The 15,646-nt window shown below is 65.1% G+C and carries 16 protein-coding genes and 1 tRNA gene; 7 read left to right on the top strand and 10 right to left on the bottom strand.

Features of this window, described 5'->3' with window-relative positions:
- Nucleotides 1-7 precede the first annotated feature (7 nt).
- Nucleotides 8-1,339 (top strand): serine--tRNA ligase, encoded by a 1,332-nt coding sequence (gene serS / locus J2X67_RS22725; RefSeq protein WP_309956744.1) that lies wholly within the window; start codon nt 8-10, stop codon nt 1,337-1,339.
- A gap of 59 nt (nt 1,340-1,398) precedes the next feature.
- Nucleotides 1,399-1,488, top strand: a tRNA-Ser gene (locus J2X67_RS22720).
- Nucleotides 1,489-1,593: 105 nt separating this feature from the next.
- On the opposite strand, the gene J2X67_RS22715 is transcribed toward J2X67_RS22720, so the two are convergent.
- Nucleotides 1,594-1,914 carry a helix-turn-helix transcriptional regulator gene (locus tag J2X67_RS22715; protein ID WP_309956742.1) on the bottom strand — a complete coding sequence of 107 codons (321 nt, stop codon included), beginning with the start codon at nt 1,912-1,914 and terminating at the stop codon, nt 1,594-1,596.
- Nucleotides 1,895-2,038 carry a hypothetical protein gene (locus J2X67_RS22710; RefSeq protein WP_309956740.1) on the bottom strand — a complete coding sequence of 48 codons (144 nt, stop codon included), beginning with the start codon at nt 2,036-2,038 and terminating at the stop codon, nt 1,895-1,897. The genes J2X67_RS22715 and J2X67_RS22710 overlap by 20 nt, the downstream gene beginning before the upstream one ends.
- Before the next feature lie 380 nt (nt 2,039-2,418).
- On the opposite strand from J2X67_RS22710, the gene J2X67_RS22705 reads away from it, so the two are divergent.
- Nucleotides 2,419-3,885 carry a HAMP domain-containing sensor histidine kinase gene (locus tag J2X67_RS22705; RefSeq protein ID WP_309956738.1) on the top strand — a complete coding sequence of 489 codons (1,467 nt, stop codon included), beginning with the start codon at nt 2,419-2,421 and terminating at the stop codon, nt 3,883-3,885.
- 109 nt (nt 3,886-3,994) lie between these two features.
- Here the strand turns inward: J2X67_RS22705 and J2X67_RS22700 are convergent, their stop codons facing one another.
- From J2X67_RS22700 to J2X67_RS22670, 7 genes are all read right to left on the bottom strand, one after another.
- Entirely contained in the window at nt 3,995-4,597 is a 603-nt protein-coding gene (locus tag J2X67_RS22700) for a LuxR C-terminal-related transcriptional regulator (RefSeq protein ID WP_258501945.1), read from the bottom strand.
- 72 nt (nt 4,598-4,669) lie between these two features.
- Entirely contained in the window at nt 4,670-5,998 is a 1,329-nt protein-coding gene (locus J2X67_RS22695) for a tryptophan--tRNA ligase (protein WP_309956735.1), read from the bottom strand.
- Between the two features lie 11 nt (nt 5,999-6,009).
- Complete coding sequence (locus tag J2X67_RS22690) at nt 6,010-6,681, bottom strand: site-2 protease family protein (RefSeq protein WP_309956733.1); 672 nt, start codon at nt 6,679-6,681, stop codon at nt 6,010-6,012.
- Between the two features lie 43 nt (nt 6,682-6,724).
- Nucleotides 6,725-7,360, bottom strand: a complete 636-nt coding sequence (locus J2X67_RS22685; protein WP_309956732.1) for an L-threonylcarbamoyladenylate synthase — start codon at nt 7,358-7,360, stop codon at nt 6,725-6,727.
- 12 nt (nt 7,361-7,372) lie between these two features.
- On the bottom strand, nt 7,373-8,350 hold the full coding sequence (locus J2X67_RS22680; RefSeq protein WP_309956730.1) for a DMT family transporter: 978 nt from the start codon (nt 8,348-8,350) through the stop codon (nt 7,373-7,375).
- Nucleotides 8,347-9,204: a 3',5'-nucleoside bisphosphate phosphatase gene (locus tag J2X67_RS22675; protein ID WP_309956728.1), complete on the bottom strand. Its 858-nt coding sequence runs from the start codon at nt 9,202-9,204 to the stop codon at nt 8,347-8,349. The genes J2X67_RS22680 and J2X67_RS22675 overlap by 4 nt, the downstream gene beginning before the upstream one ends.
- Before the next feature lie 97 nt (nt 9,205-9,301).
- Nucleotides 9,302-10,336, bottom strand: coding sequence for a transporter (locus J2X67_RS22670; RefSeq protein ID WP_309956726.1), 1,035 nt, complete (start codon nt 10,334-10,336; stop codon nt 9,302-9,304).
- A gap of 156 nt (nt 10,337-10,492) precedes the next feature.
- On the opposite strand from J2X67_RS22670, the gene ppk2 reads away from it, so the two are divergent.
- On the top strand, nt 10,493-11,410 hold the full coding sequence (gene ppk2 / locus J2X67_RS22665) for a polyphosphate kinase 2 (protein ID WP_409050542.1): 918 nt from the start codon (nt 10,493-10,495) through the stop codon (nt 11,408-11,410).
- Nucleotides 11,411-11,482: 72 nt separating this feature from the next.
- Nucleotides 11,483-12,538 (top strand): PHB depolymerase family esterase, encoded by a 1,056-nt coding sequence (locus J2X67_RS22660; protein WP_309956722.1) that lies wholly within the window; start codon nt 11,483-11,485, stop codon nt 12,536-12,538.
- A gap of 32 nt (nt 12,539-12,570) precedes the next feature.
- Here the strand turns inward: J2X67_RS22660 and J2X67_RS22655 are convergent, their stop codons facing one another.
- Nucleotides 12,571-13,497 (bottom strand): AraC family transcriptional regulator, encoded by a 927-nt coding sequence (locus J2X67_RS22655; RefSeq protein ID WP_309956720.1) that lies wholly within the window; start codon nt 13,495-13,497, stop codon nt 12,571-12,573.
- Between the two features lie 128 nt (nt 13,498-13,625).
- Here J2X67_RS22655 and J2X67_RS22650 point away from each other — a divergent pair, with 128 nt between their 5' ends.
- On the top strand, nt 13,626-14,012 hold the full coding sequence (locus J2X67_RS22650; protein WP_309956718.1) for a nuclear transport factor 2 family protein: 387 nt from the start codon (nt 13,626-13,628) through the stop codon (nt 14,010-14,012).
- Between the two features lie 64 nt (nt 14,013-14,076).
- Nucleotides 14,077-15,555 carry an MFS transporter gene (locus J2X67_RS22645; protein WP_309956716.1) on the top strand — a complete coding sequence of 493 codons (1,479 nt, stop codon included), beginning with the start codon at nt 14,077-14,079 and terminating at the stop codon, nt 15,553-15,555.
- Nucleotides 15,556-15,646 lie beyond the last annotated feature (91 nt).

Genomic DNA, 15,646 nt, shown 5'->3' with positions numbered 1-15,646 from the left:
TCTCCCCATGCTCGACATCACCCTGCTCCGCAAAGACCTGGCCTCCGCTGTGGCCGGCCTCGAAAAACGCAAGAAGAACCAGCCCTACCTCGACGTTTCGGCATTCACCGCGCTCGAGGCCGAGCGCAAGACGCTGCAAACCCGTACCGAGGAAATCCAGGCCCGCCGCAACACGCTGAACAAGCAGATCGGTCCGCTCAAGGCCAAGGGCGAGTCGGTCGATGCGTTGATGGCCGAAGTCAATGCGCTCAAGGCAGAGCAGGAATCGCAGTCCAAGCGCCTGGAAGAAATCCAGCCCGAACTGCACGCTTTGCTGCTGGCCGTGCCCAACCTGCCGCACGCCAGCGTGCCCGTTGGCGAAGACGAAACCGGCAATGTCGAAATGCGCCGCTGGAGCCCCCAGGGCGGAGCCGGCGCCAACGCCACGCCGCTCGCGTTCACGCCAAAGGACCACGTGGACCTTGGCGCACCGCTCGGGCTCGACTTCGAAATGGGCGCCAAGCTCTCGGGCTCGCGCTTCAGCGTGATGAAGGGGCCGATTGCCCGGCTGCACCGCGCGCTTGCGCAGTTCATGATCGACACCCAGACAGAAAAGCACGGGTACACCGAGTGCTATGTGCCCTACATCGTCAACGCGGCCACGCTCAGCGGCACCGGCCAACTGCCCAAATTCGAAGGCGACCTGTTCGCAGCCAAGAAGGGTGGGCAGGACGGCGAGCCCGCGCCCGACCATTCGGCGCTGTACCTCATACCCACCAGCGAAGTGCCGCTGACCAACTTCGTGCGCGACGAAGTCGTGCCCGAGGCGCAACTGCCAATCAGGCTGACGGCCCACACGCCGTGCTTCCGCTCCGAAGCCGGCAGCGCCGGCCGCGACACGCGCGGCATGATCCGCCAGCACCAGTTCGACAAGGTCGAGATGGTGCAGATCGTGCACCCCGAAAAGAGCTACGACGCGCTCGAACAGATGACCGGCCATGCCGAAGCCGTGCTGCAGGCCCTGGAACTGCCGTACCGCGTGGTGCTGCTGTGCACCGGTGACATGGGTTTTGGCTCGACCAAGACCTACGATCTGGAGGTGTGGCTGCCGGCACAGAACACCTATCGCGAGATCAGCTCGGTTTCGAACTGCGAAGCCTTCCAGGCCCGCCGCCTGCAGGCCCGCTTCAAGAACGCGCAGGGCAAGAACGAGCTGGTTCACACGCTCAACGGCTCCGGCCTGGCTGTGGGCCGCACCTTGGTCGCGGTACTGGAAAACCACCAGAACGAAGACGGCTCGATCAACGTGCCCGCGGCGCTCCGGCCCTACCTGGGCGGGCTGGAAGTGTTGCGCGCCTGATGCCCCGGGGCTTCAAAAGCCCCGTTTTTGTCTGCTAGAATCGCAGGCTCGACAGCACCGGAGAGGTGGCAGAGTGGTCGAATGTACCTGACTCGAAATCAGGCGTACTAGCGATAGTACCGAGGGTTCGAATCCCTCCCTCTCCTCCAAGAATGGCTCCGCAAAGGGGCTATTTTTTTGCCTGTCCCGTTTCGGAGCGCGGCGAGAGTCAAGGAGTCAGGCTCATCGCGGCTCGCTCGCAAGCGGGCCGATCCCTACCTTCCGGCCGAATGCTTGACTGAACCCGCTTGGTGCCTGGCTGCCTCTTCCAACAATCTTGCCGGCGAAATCTCCAACGCAGAGGCAATTCGATAGAGGTTGAACAGAGAGACATTCTTCAGCCCTCGTTCAATCTGGCTGATATAGGTCACGTGCATTTCGCTGGATGCGGCAAGCTGTTCTTGCGTCAGTTCGGCGTCACTGCGCAACGCGCGAACCGCGTCGCCAAAGCCAGTCTGGACTTCTTCCTTGGTTGGCTGGCCGGCATTGGTTTCGGAGCTTGCCGGTGGACCTGTTTCACTCGCCTTCGCCGCCATATGTCTCCGCCAGGGCCACAAAGTCGGACGGCTTCATGCCATAGGCGTTGGCAATTCTGGATGCGGCCAATATCGTCAGATTGCGCTGCCTGCGTTCGAGCAGGCTGATGTAGCTCGTACTCATATGTAGCTCGTACTCATATCGGTGAGTTCGGCAAGGGCCTCTTGGCTGAGGCCGAGGTCTCTGCGGCACTTGCTGATGGTGCTCGCGAACATCCGCCGCAAGCCGTGTTCGATCGGATCAATTGAGGGCTGAGGCATTGGCCAGTAGTTTCTCCCGTGCGCACTATAGTGCGGTAACGACCATCGTACGTGCTGCCGCCCCTCGTTATTGAGGAGGCATATAGATCAAATGCGGCCGCGGGACCGGGCAGTCCTGGGCGAAACCGGACACTTTCGTTTTCGTCGCCTCGCGCCTCATTACGCACTATGGCGCTCCCCATCCCGTTCTTCCCTGAAACAGCTGCATCCGGCCGTTAAGATCGCCACCTCTTCATGCCCGACATGCCGAGAGATTTTCCTGAGTCGAATAAAGAGGGGGCGGAGCGCTACATGGCCAATGCGTCGATCACGAGCGTGACACCGGTTCCGGCTTCGGCCGATGAGGCCGAATCGTGGGTGCGTGGCGAGTTGATCCGCAGCCTGATGCGCTCCGCGCGCGGGTCGTACATCGTCTCGGCGGCGCTCATGCCGTTGATGGTGGGCCTGAACTGGAGCTACATACCTCACTGGGAACTGCTCACCTGGCTTGCCGCCGGCTTTCTTGCCACCGCGTGCCGAGCCTGGGGTGCCAGGGTCTATGCAGTGCGCTATGCCGGCAGGAGCGCAGCGGCGCAGCTTCAGTTCACCGAGCGCTACGGCTTTGTATGGAGCACCAGCGCCATCGTGTGGGGCGTGTCGATCCTGCTGTTTTTCGAGCGCACGCCGCAGGTCAACCAGTTCATGAGCTGGCTCATCGTGGCCGGCGTGGGCACGTTTCCGCTGAACGGGCTGGCGCTGCACCCGCCGCTGCTCAAACGCTACGTCAACACGCTGTTCATCACCATGCTCGGTGCGGTGCTGATCAGGCTGGTGAGCATCAACATCGTGGAGCCGCATTTCCAGTACGGTTTCCTGATGCCGATCCTGCCGATCCTGCATTGGTTCTTGCTGCTGCGCGCGGGCCGGCATATTCACGAGACGGCGCGCAACAGCCTGGAACTGCTGTTCCACAACCACATCCTCATCAAGTCGCTCACGCAGCAGCGGCAAGCCGCGGTGGCTGCCGTGGCCATGAAGAACCGTTTTCTTGCAAGCGCCGCGCACGACATGCGCCAGCCTGTGCTGGCGCTGTCGCTCTACGCCGACTGGCTGCGCAACGAACCCGAACTGGTGCTGGAGCTCGCGCCCAAGATCGTTCGGGCCACGCATGCGGTGAATGCGCTGTTCGATTCGATGTTCGACCTGGCGCGTATCGATTCGGGCCAGGTGCGGCTGCACATCGAGCGTGTGGACGTGTCCGAACTGCTGCACGACCTCGAGCTGCAATACCGCCCGGTTGCCGAAAGCCGGGGGCTCGACTTTCGCGTGCACGTGACGGAAGGCAGCTTTCTGACCGACCCCATTCGCGTGCGCCGCATGATCGGCAACCTGCTTGCGAACGCCATCAAGTACACCACTGACGGCGGCGTGCTGCTCGCATCGCGGCAAACGCGCGAGGGCATGCGCATCGAGGTGTGGGACACCGGCATCGGCATTGCCCCCGAGCACCTGCGCGACGTTTTCCTGGAGTTCTACAAGGTGGCCGACCATGCCGGCACATCCGACGGCTTCGGCCTAGGCCTGGCCATCGTTGCCCGGCTCTCCCACGTGCTCGGCCACCCCATCAGCGTGCGCTCCCGCTTGGGCAGCGGCAGCGTGTTCCGCGTTGCACTGCACGACGCCGACGAAGCCGTGGCCCAAGCCCGCGTCAGCGCATCCGGCGGCGGCTGACCGGCCGGCTGCAGCCATAAAAAAACCGCGCCTAGCGCGGTTTTCAGCTAGCAGCAAATTCGCCCCCGGTCTCGTGCGCGCAGACTGGGGGCGAGCCTAGGTATCGAGATCAGTTACTCGAAATCAACCCATTGGTCCGCGCGTAGTGCAGCGCCTGCGTGCGGCTCTTCACGCCCAGCCGGCGGAACAGGCGCCACAGGTGCACCTTCACCGTGTGTTCGCTGATCTCCAGGTCGGTGGCGATGTCGCGGTTGCTCATGCCCTTGTCGAGCATGGCAATCAGCTGGGTCTGCCGCTTCGACAGCTTGCTGTTGTTGGCCAGCGCGGGCTCGTCGGCTTCTTCCGAACCTGCCATCAGGAGGCCGCGCAGCACGGCAGCCAGTTCGGCCGAGCTGGCCGACTTTTCGATGTAGGTGTCTGCGCCCGCTTCAATGCACGCGTCTTCCATGTCAGCGGCCGGCGCTGCCGAGTAGACCGCGATCGGCACGTTGGGATAAACCTGCTTGACCGCGACCACGCCCGAAACGCCGTTGGTGTCGGGCAGCTTCAGGTCGAGGCAGAAAAGGGTCGGCGCACCGCGCTGCTGAACCGAGCTCGCGAGCTTGTCCAGCCGCTCGAGCTCGACAATGTTTTCGGCCGGCCGCAAGCGCCGCAACACCATCACGATTGCGTCGCGCATCAGGGGATGGTCGTCGATGACATAAATGCTCATGTTTTCTTCCTTTGTGATCGCCCGTCTTCTATCGACTGTCCTCGGCGGGTGAGCCGATGGACATTTGCCGGATCAACTCCCGCTGGTTGCGGTTGTCGCCTCCGCCAGTGCTTCCAGCGCCGCACTCGCGGCGCTCAATTCTTCAGTGCCAACCGGCTCGAGCTGGTCGGCGAGCGCGCTCAATGCCGCGCCGCGCTGTTGCTGCAGGGCGGCAATGGCACGCCCGGCCTCTTGCGGCGAGGCGAAGCCCCGGCTTTGCAGCAGCGCCGCACCGCTCGCATCGAGCAGCTTGAAGTAGAACAATCCGTCGCGCTCGCGGTACTGCTTGAAACTGGGCTTGGCGACCTTGGCCGCCTTGCGGGCAGTTTTGTCGCGGCCGGCAGCAAGATTGCGCAGCCCCACTGCGTGCCGCAGTTCGGTCATGAAGGGACGCGAAAGCTTGCGAGCCTTGTCGGCGCCAACAAGCAGAATGCGCTCGATCTCGGCCGGGTTGTTCATCAGTTCGTCGTAGCGGGCGCGCAGCGGCGCCATTTCGCGGTCGATGCGCTCGAACAGCATTTGCTTGGCGTCGCCCCAGCCAATGCCCTCGGCGTACGCCTTGCGAAGCGCCTCGGTTTCTTCGGCGCTGGCAAAGGCCTGGTAGATCTGGAACAGCGCGGAGCCTTCGGTGTCCTTGGGCTCGCCGGGCGCACGCGAGTCGGTGACGATGCTCGCAATCTGCTTTTGGAGTTGGGCGCGCGGCGCAAACAGCGGAATCGTGTTGCCGTAGCTCTTGCTCATCTTCCGGCCATCCAGGCCGGGCAGGGTGGCGACGGCATCGTCGATCTCGGCGTCGGGCAGCGTGAAGTGCTCGCCGTACTGATGGTTGAAGCGCTGCGCCATGTCGCGCGCCATTTCAATGTGCTGCACCTGGTCGCGCCCCACGGGCACTTTGTGCGCGTTGAACATCAGGATGTCGGCACCCATCAGCACCGGGTACATGAAAAGACCGGCCGTCACGTCGGAGTCCGGGTCTTCGCCCTTGGCCACATTCTTGTCGAGCTGGGCCTTGTAGGCATGTGCGCGGTTGAGCACGCCCTTGCCGGTCACGCAGGTCAGGAACCAGGTGAGCTCGGTGATCTCGGCAATGTCCGACTGCCGGTAGAAGGTGACGCGCTCCGGGTCGAGCCCGCAAGCCAGCCAGCTGGCTGCTATTTCGAGCGTGGAGCGCTGGATGAGCGCCGGCTCTTGTACCTTGATGAGCGCGTGGTAGTCGGCCAGGAAGAAAAAGCTCTCCACGCCCGGCGCAACGCTCTGCCGCACCGAATGGCGGATCGAGCCGACGTAGTTGCCGAGGTGCGGCGTGCCCGACGGCGTGATGCCGGTCAGGACGCGCAGGGGAGCTGGGGATGACGAAGCCATGGGAGAGGAACTTAACGCAGCAAAGCCGTGAGCGGGGAAATAAGCACGTTGATGATGGTGTAGCCAAAGTCCATCAACGGGCGCAGCCAGAAGGTGCTGACGACGCCGGCGATGACCAGGCCCATCACGATGAAGAAACCGAAGGGCTCGATGCGCGCCAGAAAATTTTGCGCCGGGCCGTTCGGCAGCAGGCCCGCAAGCACCCGGCCGCCATCGAGCGGCGGCAACGGAAACAGGTTGAAGGCCCACATCACAAGATTGACGAGCACGCCGCCTTGCGCCATTTTGATGAAAAAGGTTTCATCGATGCCGGCTGCGATGAGCCCGACCAGCACCAAAGCCCAAAGAATGGCTTGCAGAAAATTGGATGCGGGGCCGGCCAGCGCCACCCAGATCATGTCGCGCTTTGGATGGCGCAGGCGCCCGAAGTTGACCGGCACCGGCTTGGCATAGCCGAACAGGAACGCACCAGAGGTTGCGAAGTACAGCATCAGCGGCATCAGGATGGTCCCGATGGGGTCGATGTGCTTGATGGGATTGAGCGTCACGCGCCCCATGGCTTCAGCGGTGTTGTCGCCAAAATGGCGCGCCACATAACCGTGCGCCGCCTCGTGCACCGTGATCGCAAAAATCACGGGCAGTGCGTAAATAAGTACGGTCTGTATCAGGTTGGAAATATCCACTGGGCGATTGTGTCAGACAGAGTAGAAGCTTCGGTGCCGCTTGTCAGAGTCCAAGCACCGCCAGCGCGCCGCGGCCCTGCCGCACCACGACCGGATCGTCGCCCGTGCCCATGGGCGTGAGGTCGACCACGGTGGTGGGCTGCGAAGGGCAGGCGCCCGCGTCGATGACGGCGCCAATCTGCTTTTCAAAACGCTCGCGGATGGTTTGCGCGTCGTTCAGTGCTTCGGTTTCGCCGGGGGCGATCAGCGTGGTGGCCAAGAGTGGCGCACCGTGCAGCGCCAGCAGCTCGAGCAGCACCTTGTGGTCTGGCACGCGCAGGCCGATGGTCTTGCGCTGCGGATGGCTCACGCGCCTTGGAACTTCCTTGGTGGCTTCGAGCAGAAAGGTGTACGGCCCGGGCGTGGCAGCCTTGAGCAGGCGGTACTGCTTGTTGTCGACACGCGCGTAATTGGCCAGCTCGCTCAGGTCGCGGCAGATGAGCGTGAGATGGTGCTTCTCGTCGACTTGCCGAATACGGCGCAACTGGTCGACGGCATCCTTGTCGTCGAGGTGGCAGGCCAGGGCGTAGCTCGAGTCGGTGGGCACGGCCACGATCTCGCCGCGCTGCAGCAGCGTTGCGGCTTGCTTCAGCAGGCGCTGTTGGGGGTTTTCGGGGTGAACTTCGAAGTACTGGGCCATGAAGACTCCTGATTACGATTCCGCGGGCTCGATCGGCACGCGGCGCTCTCGCACGGTAAGCCACGCGCCGGCCGCGCCGCAAACCGCAATCATCGAAATGCCGATGAGCGAGACACGGTCGGGCACGTGCGAAAAAACAAGCCAGCCGCCCAGCATGGCAAAGGCGATCTGGGCATAAAGGTAAGGCGTGAGCGTGGATGCCGGCGCGCGCTGGTAGGCAAGGATAAGGATGAAATGGCCCACCGTGCCCATGAAACCCATGAGGCACAGCAACGCCCACCAGTGCCACGATGGCAGGGCCGTCCACACGAACGGCAGCGCCAGCGAGGCGATCAAGGTGCCCACCCAGCCGGTATAGAAATGCATGGTGAGCGGATTTTCCGTTCGCGCCAGCTTGCTTGTGAGCACCTGGAACCATGCATTGGTAAGCACCAGCCCGATGGGCAGCAGCACGGCCCAGCTGAATGCGTCGCCGCCCGGCCGCAAGATGACCAGCGTGCCGGCAAAGCCGCCCGCCACCAGCACCCAGCGCAGCGCCGAAACATGCTCCTTGAGCGTGGTCGCCGCCAGGAGCGTAATGACCAGCGGCGCGATCAGCACGATGGACGTGAACTCTGCCAGCGGCATGTAGCGCAAGCTCAAGAAGGCCAGCGTGCTCGACGCCAGCAGCAGCGCGCCGCGCAGCAGCTGGTAGCGCGGATGCTGCGTGCGCAGCAGCGCAGTGCCGTGCTTGGGCAGCAGCACCGCCGTGGTGGCCACGGCCTGGAAGGCGTATCGGAACCACACGCCCATGAGAATCGGCACGGCGGCGGTCGATGTCTTGGTGGCGGTGTCGAGCGTGGCAAAGCAGGCGACCGCAACCAGCACCAGTCCGATGCCCGCAAGGATGCGTTCGGATTCGATGTCGCGGGTCTGCTGTGCGGCGGCGCGGGCGTTCACCAGTGCGGCCGTTGCCGCGCTGTCGGTGCCGGGCCCGGGGCTCTGGCTCACTGCTGGATGCGGTGGCTGAGCAGTTCCCACACCGGCGTGAGCGCGCCGGGCAACGGTGGCAGCTTGCCGAGATCGCAGTGGCTTTCGTCGGGGCTGTGGAAATCGCTGCCGCGCGAGGCGGCGAAATCGAACTCGAGCGCCTTGTCGGCGTATTCGACGTATTCGGCTGTCGTATGGCTACCGGTGACCACCTCGATGGCTTGCCCGCCGTGTGCCTTGAACTCGAGAAACAGCGCGTATTCCTCGTTGGCGGTGAACTTGTAGCGCCCCGGGTGCGCAATGACGGCCATGCCCTTGGCGGCGGTGATCCAGTGCACCGCGTCCTTCAGCGAGGCCCAGCGGTGCGGCACATAGCCGGGCTTGCCTTCGGTAAGGTACTTGCGAAACACCTCCGGCGTGTCGCGGCAATGACCTTGCTCGACCAGGAAGCGCGCAAAGTGGGTGCGCGAGATCAGTTCGGGGTTGCCGACGAATTTAAGGGCGCCTTCGTAGGCACCGTGAATGCCGACCTTGGCCAGCCCCTCGGCCATTTCTTGCGCGCGCTTGCCGCGGCCGCCGCGTGTGTCGTACAGCCCTTGCGTCATGGCCGCATCGTCGGGGTCGAAGCCCAGGCCGACGATGTGCACCGTTTCGTTGGCAAAGGTGACTGAAATTTCAGTCCCGGTGAGATAGCGCAGGCCATTGGCACGTGCGGCGGCGGCAGCGCGGTGCTGTCCGCCGACTTCGTCGTGGTCGGTGAGCGCCCAGAGCTCGACCCCGTTGGCAGCGGCGCGCGCCGCCAGTTCTTCGGGCGTCAGCGTGCCGTCGGAAACCACGGAATGGCAGTGCAGATCGGCATTGAGAATAGAGGACACGCGATCATTCTATTGGGTCTGGAACCCCGAGGCGGGCGCATGGATGCTATTGCGATTGCTATTAAATAAATAGCATTACTGCATTTGCCGATGCGGCCTAGCGCTTTTTGCGAAATGCCGCCCACGCCGCCACCGCGGTAAAGCTCGCAACAATGGCCACGACGATCCAGAACCCGTGCTTGTGCTCGGCCAGCGGAATGCCGCCCACGTTCATTCCGAACAGGCCGGCCAGGATGTTGATGGGCAACGCGAGCACCGTCACCACGGTCAGCACGAACAGGCTGCGGTTGTTGTCCTCGTTCACGTTGGCGGCAATTTCTTCTTGCAGCAGCTTGATGCGCTCCTGCAGCGCCTGCATGTCACGCAGCACCACCGAAAACTCTTCGGTCGAGCCGCGCAGTTCTTGCGCATCGGGCTCGGCCATCCAGGCCGGCGGCCCTTGCAGCAGGCGAAAGAGCGCCGCGGGTTCGGGCGCCAGCAGCCGCTGCAGGCGCACCAGCAGCCGGCGCAGCACGCCGAGCCGCGCGCGCTTGTGGTCGAGCCGGCCGGCAAGCAGCTCGTCTTCGATGCGGTCGATGCGCGACGTAACGCCGCGCACGATCTTCACCAGCACGTCGGCTTGGGCGCGCAGCAGGTGCTCGAGCAGCTCGGTGGTCGAGCGAGGCGCGTCTCCGGCCTTGACCGCCGTTCGCAGCGTATCGACCGAGCGAAGCGGCTTGGCGCGCGCCGTAACCACCAGCCGCGGCCCCACGCTGATCCAGAGCGTGGAAATGTCCGAGGGCTCGAAGCTGAATTCGAAATGCACGTCGTTGATGACGGCGATCAGCGAATCGTCCGCGCGTTCGATGCGCGTGGAGGGCAGGCCTTCATGCAGCGCTTCGTAAAAGGTGTCGGAGAGCCGTGCATGGCGCAGCAGCCAGCGTTCCGCCTGGGCGTGGCTCAGGTTGAAGTGCAGCCACAAGAACGCCGAGTCCGACGAGGGAGGCGCGCCCTCGTCCAGCCACGCCGCAGCTTGCGCCGAATCGATCGCCCGCACAGGCTCCGGCGCGGCTGCGTCGAAAAGGTAGCCGCAGATCAGCCCGGCTTCGTCGCCGCCGTACGAGTTGGCGGCCAGGTCATGGAGTGCCGGCAAGGTGCGTGTGGATCAGGAAGGCCAAAGGGTGTGCCCCGCATGGTGTTCGACCTATGTGACAACCTCGTGTCGGCCGACGCCGAACGGTCACGCAACGGTCATACGCTGCGTGCAGCATGCCTTGTTCCACCCCACACATCTCTCTTTCCAGCCATGATGCCGACGAGCGCACTTCCAGACCACGAAGACCTGATGCAACGCATCGCCCGCGATTTGATCGACAGCTATGACGAAGAGCTCGAGCTGGAAATCGAAGACCGCGACATCGGCGACCTCGACCCCGCCGCGCGCGCCACCGACAAGGCCGCACGGCAGGCCTACTTCAAGGAGCTGTTCCGCCTGCAGGGCGAACTGGTGAAGCTGCAGGACTGGGTGCAGCACAGCAAGCAGAAGGTGGTCATTCTTTTCGAGGGCCGCGATGCGGCGGGCAAGGGCGGTGTGATCAAGCGCATTACCCAGCGCCTGAATCCGCGCGTGGCGCGCGTCGCTGCGCTGCCGGCACCCAACGACCGCGAACGCACCCAGTGGTACTTTCAGCGCTATGCCGCGCACCTGCCGGCCGCGGGCGAAATGGTGCTGTTCGACCGCAGCTGGTACAACCGCGCCGGTGTGGAGCGCGTAATGGGCTTTTGCACCGACGACGAATACGAAGAGTTCTTTCGCACCGTGCCGGAGTTCGAAAAAATGCTGGTGCGCTCGGGCATCAAGCTCATCAAATACTGGTTCTCCATTACCGACGACGAGCAGCACATGCGCTTTCTCGGGCGCATTCACGACCCGCTCAAGCAATGGAAGCTGAGCCCCATGGATCTCGAAAGCCGCCGCCGCTGGGAGGAATACACCAAGGCGAAAGAAATCATGCTCGAGCGCACCCACATTCCGGAGGCGCCGTGGTGGGTGGTGCAGGCGGTCGACAAGAAGAAGGCCCGGCTCAATTGCATCAGCCACCTGCTGGGCCAGTTGCCCTATCAGGAAGTGGCGCACCCGCCCGTGCAGTTGCCCGCACGTGAGCGGCATGCCGACTACCTGCGCCAGCCGGTGCCGGCAAGCATGATGGTGCCGGAGATCTACTGAAGCACGCGGCGGGGCGCCAGGGCTTCAGCGCCCCGTTTGGACGCCCGGCGCTTTGCCTTCACACTGCGCTCCATGGTTCGTCGTTCTTCCACCGCTTCTCTCTTCGCCCGCGCCTACGAGCGCAACCTGAAGGCGCTGACCAAGCTCACCCTGAGCAACAGCAAGCGTGTCACGGGCCACGTACAGCGTGCCGCCGCAAAGCGGCTCAAGCCGCCACCGGGGCGTGGCGACTGGCTCAGCGGCATGGCGCTGGGCCCGGGCGGCGCGCGCGGCTATCACCTTTTTCGCCCGGCCGACCTGAAACTGAAGCCCGGCGAGCGGTTGCCGCTCATGGTCATGCTGCACGGCTGCGGGCAAACCGGCCGCGACTTTGCCGCCAGCACGCGCATGAACACGCTCGCGGTGAGGCAACGCTTTCTGGTGCTCTATCTGGAACAAGACAGGCTGGCGCATCCGCAAGGCTGCTGGAACTGGTATGAGCGGCGATCGGGCAAGGCCGACGCCGAGGCCGCCACGCTGATGGCGGCCATCGACCAAGCCTGCGTTCTGTATCCGGTAGACCGCGAGCGCATTGCGCTGGCCGGCCTCTCGGCCGGGGCCAGCATGGCGGCGCTGCTGGCAACCCGCTACCCGCTGCGCTTTCGCGCGGTGGTCATGCATTCAGGCGTGGCGCCGGGCGCCGCAAAGTCCTCGGCCACCGCCCTGGGCGCGATGCGCGGCCAGCACACGCCGCCGATGCCCTCCACCGCGGTCGGCAAGGCGATGGGCGCGGCCGCCGTCTTTGCGACATTGCCGCCAATGCTGGTGCTGCACGGCGACGCCGATGCCGTGGTGGCGCCCAGCAATGCCGTCAACAGCGCGGCCGTATGGGCCACCGCGGTGGGCGCAAAGCCGGGCCTGTCGCGCACGCTGCAGCGCGGCAAGCGCCACCCGATGCGCGTGACCCAGTTTCGGCGCAAGGGCCGCACGCTGGTCACGCTGTGCGAAATTGCCGGCCTCGGCCACGCCTGGAGCGGCGGCGCCGCCAGCCTGCTTTTCAGCGACCCCGCAGGGCCGGATGCCACGCGGATGGTCTGGGCCTTTGCTGCTGCGCAATTCAAGCGCGAGGCTCAGAGCCTGGTCTCTTGATCGCTTGATCAGAACTGAGTTTCCGTGCCCGCCTAGGCGGCAATGCCGTCGCGCGCCGCCGCACGCCATGCGCCGGGTGACTTGCCCATCTCGCGCTTGAAGGCCTTGCTGAAGGCAGCTTCCGATTCGTAGCCCACCGCGGCGGCAATCGTGCCGAGTGCGGCGGGGCTCTGGCCGAGCATGTTGCCGGCCTTGAACATGCGCCAATGCGTCAGGTATTCGAGCGGCGCCTGGCCCACCCGCTCGCGGAAGCGCTGCGCGAAAGCCGAGCGCGACAGGCTCGCCGCCGCGGCCAGCGTTTCCACCGTCCAGCCATGGGCCATGTCCTTGTGCATGGCCCGAAGCGCGGGGCCGATGCGCGGGTCCGCCAATGCGCCCAGCCAGCATGTTTGCGCCTGGCCTTCCGCCGCCACGTGCGCGCGCACTGCTTGCACGAACACGATGTCGGCCAGCCGGCTCACAAGCAGTCCCGAGCCCAGGCCCGGTTCGCCGGTTTCCATCGCAAGCAGCTGCAAGGTGCCTTGCAGTGCGATGGCGCGCGCCTCTTCCATCTTCACGTGCAACAGCACGGGCAACAGGTCGAGCAGCGGCCGGGCCGCGCGCTGGTCGAAGTGAAACCAGCCGCAGATCACCGAAGCCGCGGTGCCGGTGCCACCCAATTCGACCACGCCGCCGATGCGGTCGCGCACCACCGAGGCGCAGCTCACGGTCGGCGTATCCGGGTGGTCGCGCAGCACATAGGGCGTGCCGTGCGCGAGCACATAGCAGTCGCCCGCGGCCAGTGCCACCGGCTGCGCCACGCCCGGCACTTCGAGCAGGCAACTCCCGCGCACCACCAGGCCGAAGCGGGCGCTCTCTCCACCGGCCAGGCTCACCCCCCAAGGCGCGCGCGCCTCGAGCCGCGCGTAGAGCGCGCTATGTACGCGCATGGCGGCGAAAACATCATCGAGCGGGTCCAAGAGAGCTCCTGTGACGGTGGACGAATGGACAAGATTGTCGGCCTTTCAAGCATTCACTGTCTACTTCCAAGCCGGGAGACTGCAGTTTGAACCTCTGTTGAATCCCCGCAAGACCAAGGACCCGAACCATGACCGCCAGCACTTCTTTTGCCGAACTCGCCGACCGCTATGTCGCCGCCTGGAACGAAACCGATGCCGTGGCGCGCCGTGCCGCCATCGCCCGGCTGTGGCTGCCCGAAGGCGAACACCATGTGCGCAGCCTGCGGGTCAAGGGCCACGAGGCGCTGGAGCAGCGCGTCATCGGCTCGCATGAAAAGAACGTACAGGGCGGCGGCTTCCGTTTTGTCTCCGCAGGCGACGCGCAGCTGCTGAACGACGCGGTGATGTTCCATTGGCACATGGTTCCGGCTGCCGGCGGTCCCATTGCCGCGCTCGGCCTGGAGTTTCTGCTGCTCGCCGAGGATGGCCGCATTGCCGTGGACTACCAGTTCATTCTGCCGACACCCTCCGCCTGAAGCCCGGCAATGACCTGCGGGGTCATTGCCCCGGCGCCGCTTCATCCCAACACTCGAATTCATCATGTCGCAGTCATCAAACATCGCTGCTCCGGCAGCATCGATTACTTCCGCCGCAAGCCGTGGCACGGGCGCGGCGCAGCCCGGCACATTCGGCCTCTGGGTCATGCTCAGCGGCACCTTTCTGGTGGTGCTGGATTTCTTCATCGTCAACGTGGCGCTGCCTTCGATGCAGCGCGAGCTCCACGCCTCCGCAGGCACCCTGCAACTGGTGGTGGCCGGCTACGGCCTGGCCACGGCCGCGGGCCTGATCACCGGTGGCCGGCTCGGCGACCTGTTCGGCCGCCGCCGCATGTTCATGCTGGGCCTGTTGTTGTTCACGTTGGCCTCGGCTGCGTGCGGCCTGGCGCCTGATGCCGAGCTGCTGGTGGCGGCCCGCGTGCTGCAGGGTCTGTCCGGTGCGCTGTTGCAGCCGCAGGTGCTGGCGATGATCGGCCTGGCCTATACGGGCGAACACCGTGCGCGCGCCTTCGCTGCCTACGGGCTCACGCTCGGCCTGGGCGCGACGCTCGGACAGCTGGTGGGCGGGTTGCTGATCCACGCAGACCTGGCCGGGCTCGGCTGGCGCAGCTGCTTTCTGATCAATCTGCCGATCGGCCTACTGGCGCTGGTGCTCGCGCCGCGCGTCGTTCCGCCGCTGGCGAACAGCGGCAACGGTACCCGAAGCCGCCTCGACATTGCCGGCATGCTGCTGGCCGCCGCCAGCTCCGTGGCCGTGGTGCTGCCGCTGGTCGAAGGCCGCGAACAAGGCTGGCCGCTGTGGAGCTGGCTGTGCCTTGCAGCCGCGTTGCCGCTGCTGGCTGTGTTTGCGCGCCAGCAGCGCCGACTGGCTGCGTCCGGCGGCGCGCCACTGGTGGCGCCAGCGCTGCTCGCGAACCGACGCTTCGTCATGGGGCTGTTCACCACGCTGGCCTTCTACGTCGGCAATGCGTCGCTGTACTTCGTGCTGGCGCTCTACCTGCAGCAAGGCCTGGCGCTGGACCCGCTGAGCTCGGGCATCGTCTTCACCTCGCTGGCGGTCGGCTTCTTCGCGACCTCGATGGCCGGCGCGCGGATCGCACGCCGCTTCGGCGGCAAGCCGCCGATCGCGCTTGGCGCCCTCATCCTGGCCGCGGGGCATGCGCTGCAGTTCGTCAACATCGCCGGATGGACCGGCCACGCGCACGTGGTCGCCTGGATGGTCCCGCTGCTGTTGCTGCAAGGCGCGGGGCTCGGCATGGTGATGGCGCCGCTGGTGTCCACCGTGCTGGCCGGCCTGCCGCCGCAGCATGCGGGCGTGGCCTCGGGCGTGCTGTCGATGGTGCAGCAGGCGAGCAATGCACTGGGGGTGGCGTTGATCGGCATCCTGTTCTATGGGCGGTTGGGCCATGCACCGGATGCGGCCGGCTATGCCAGCGCCTTCGGTGTGGCACTGGTGTATCTGATGGCCTCTGCCCTGGTGGTGGCCGTGTTGCATCGCAGGGCGGCGCGGCAGCAACGCTGAACGCAGCGCCCTGAGTACCTCCGTGTACGCCACCCGGCGTATTTCTCGCGCGCGGCCGAATCCGCAGACTCCCCTCCATCGTCCGGCGCGC

It is taken from the genome of Variovorax sp. 3319 (assembly GCF_031456585.1).
Taxonomy (GTDB): Bacteria; Pseudomonadota; Gammaproteobacteria; order Burkholderiales; family Burkholderiaceae_C; genus Variovorax; species Variovorax paradoxus_P.
The sequence above is the reverse complement of the archived record's forward strand: the minus strand, read 5'-3'. Positions and strand labels throughout refer to the sequence as shown.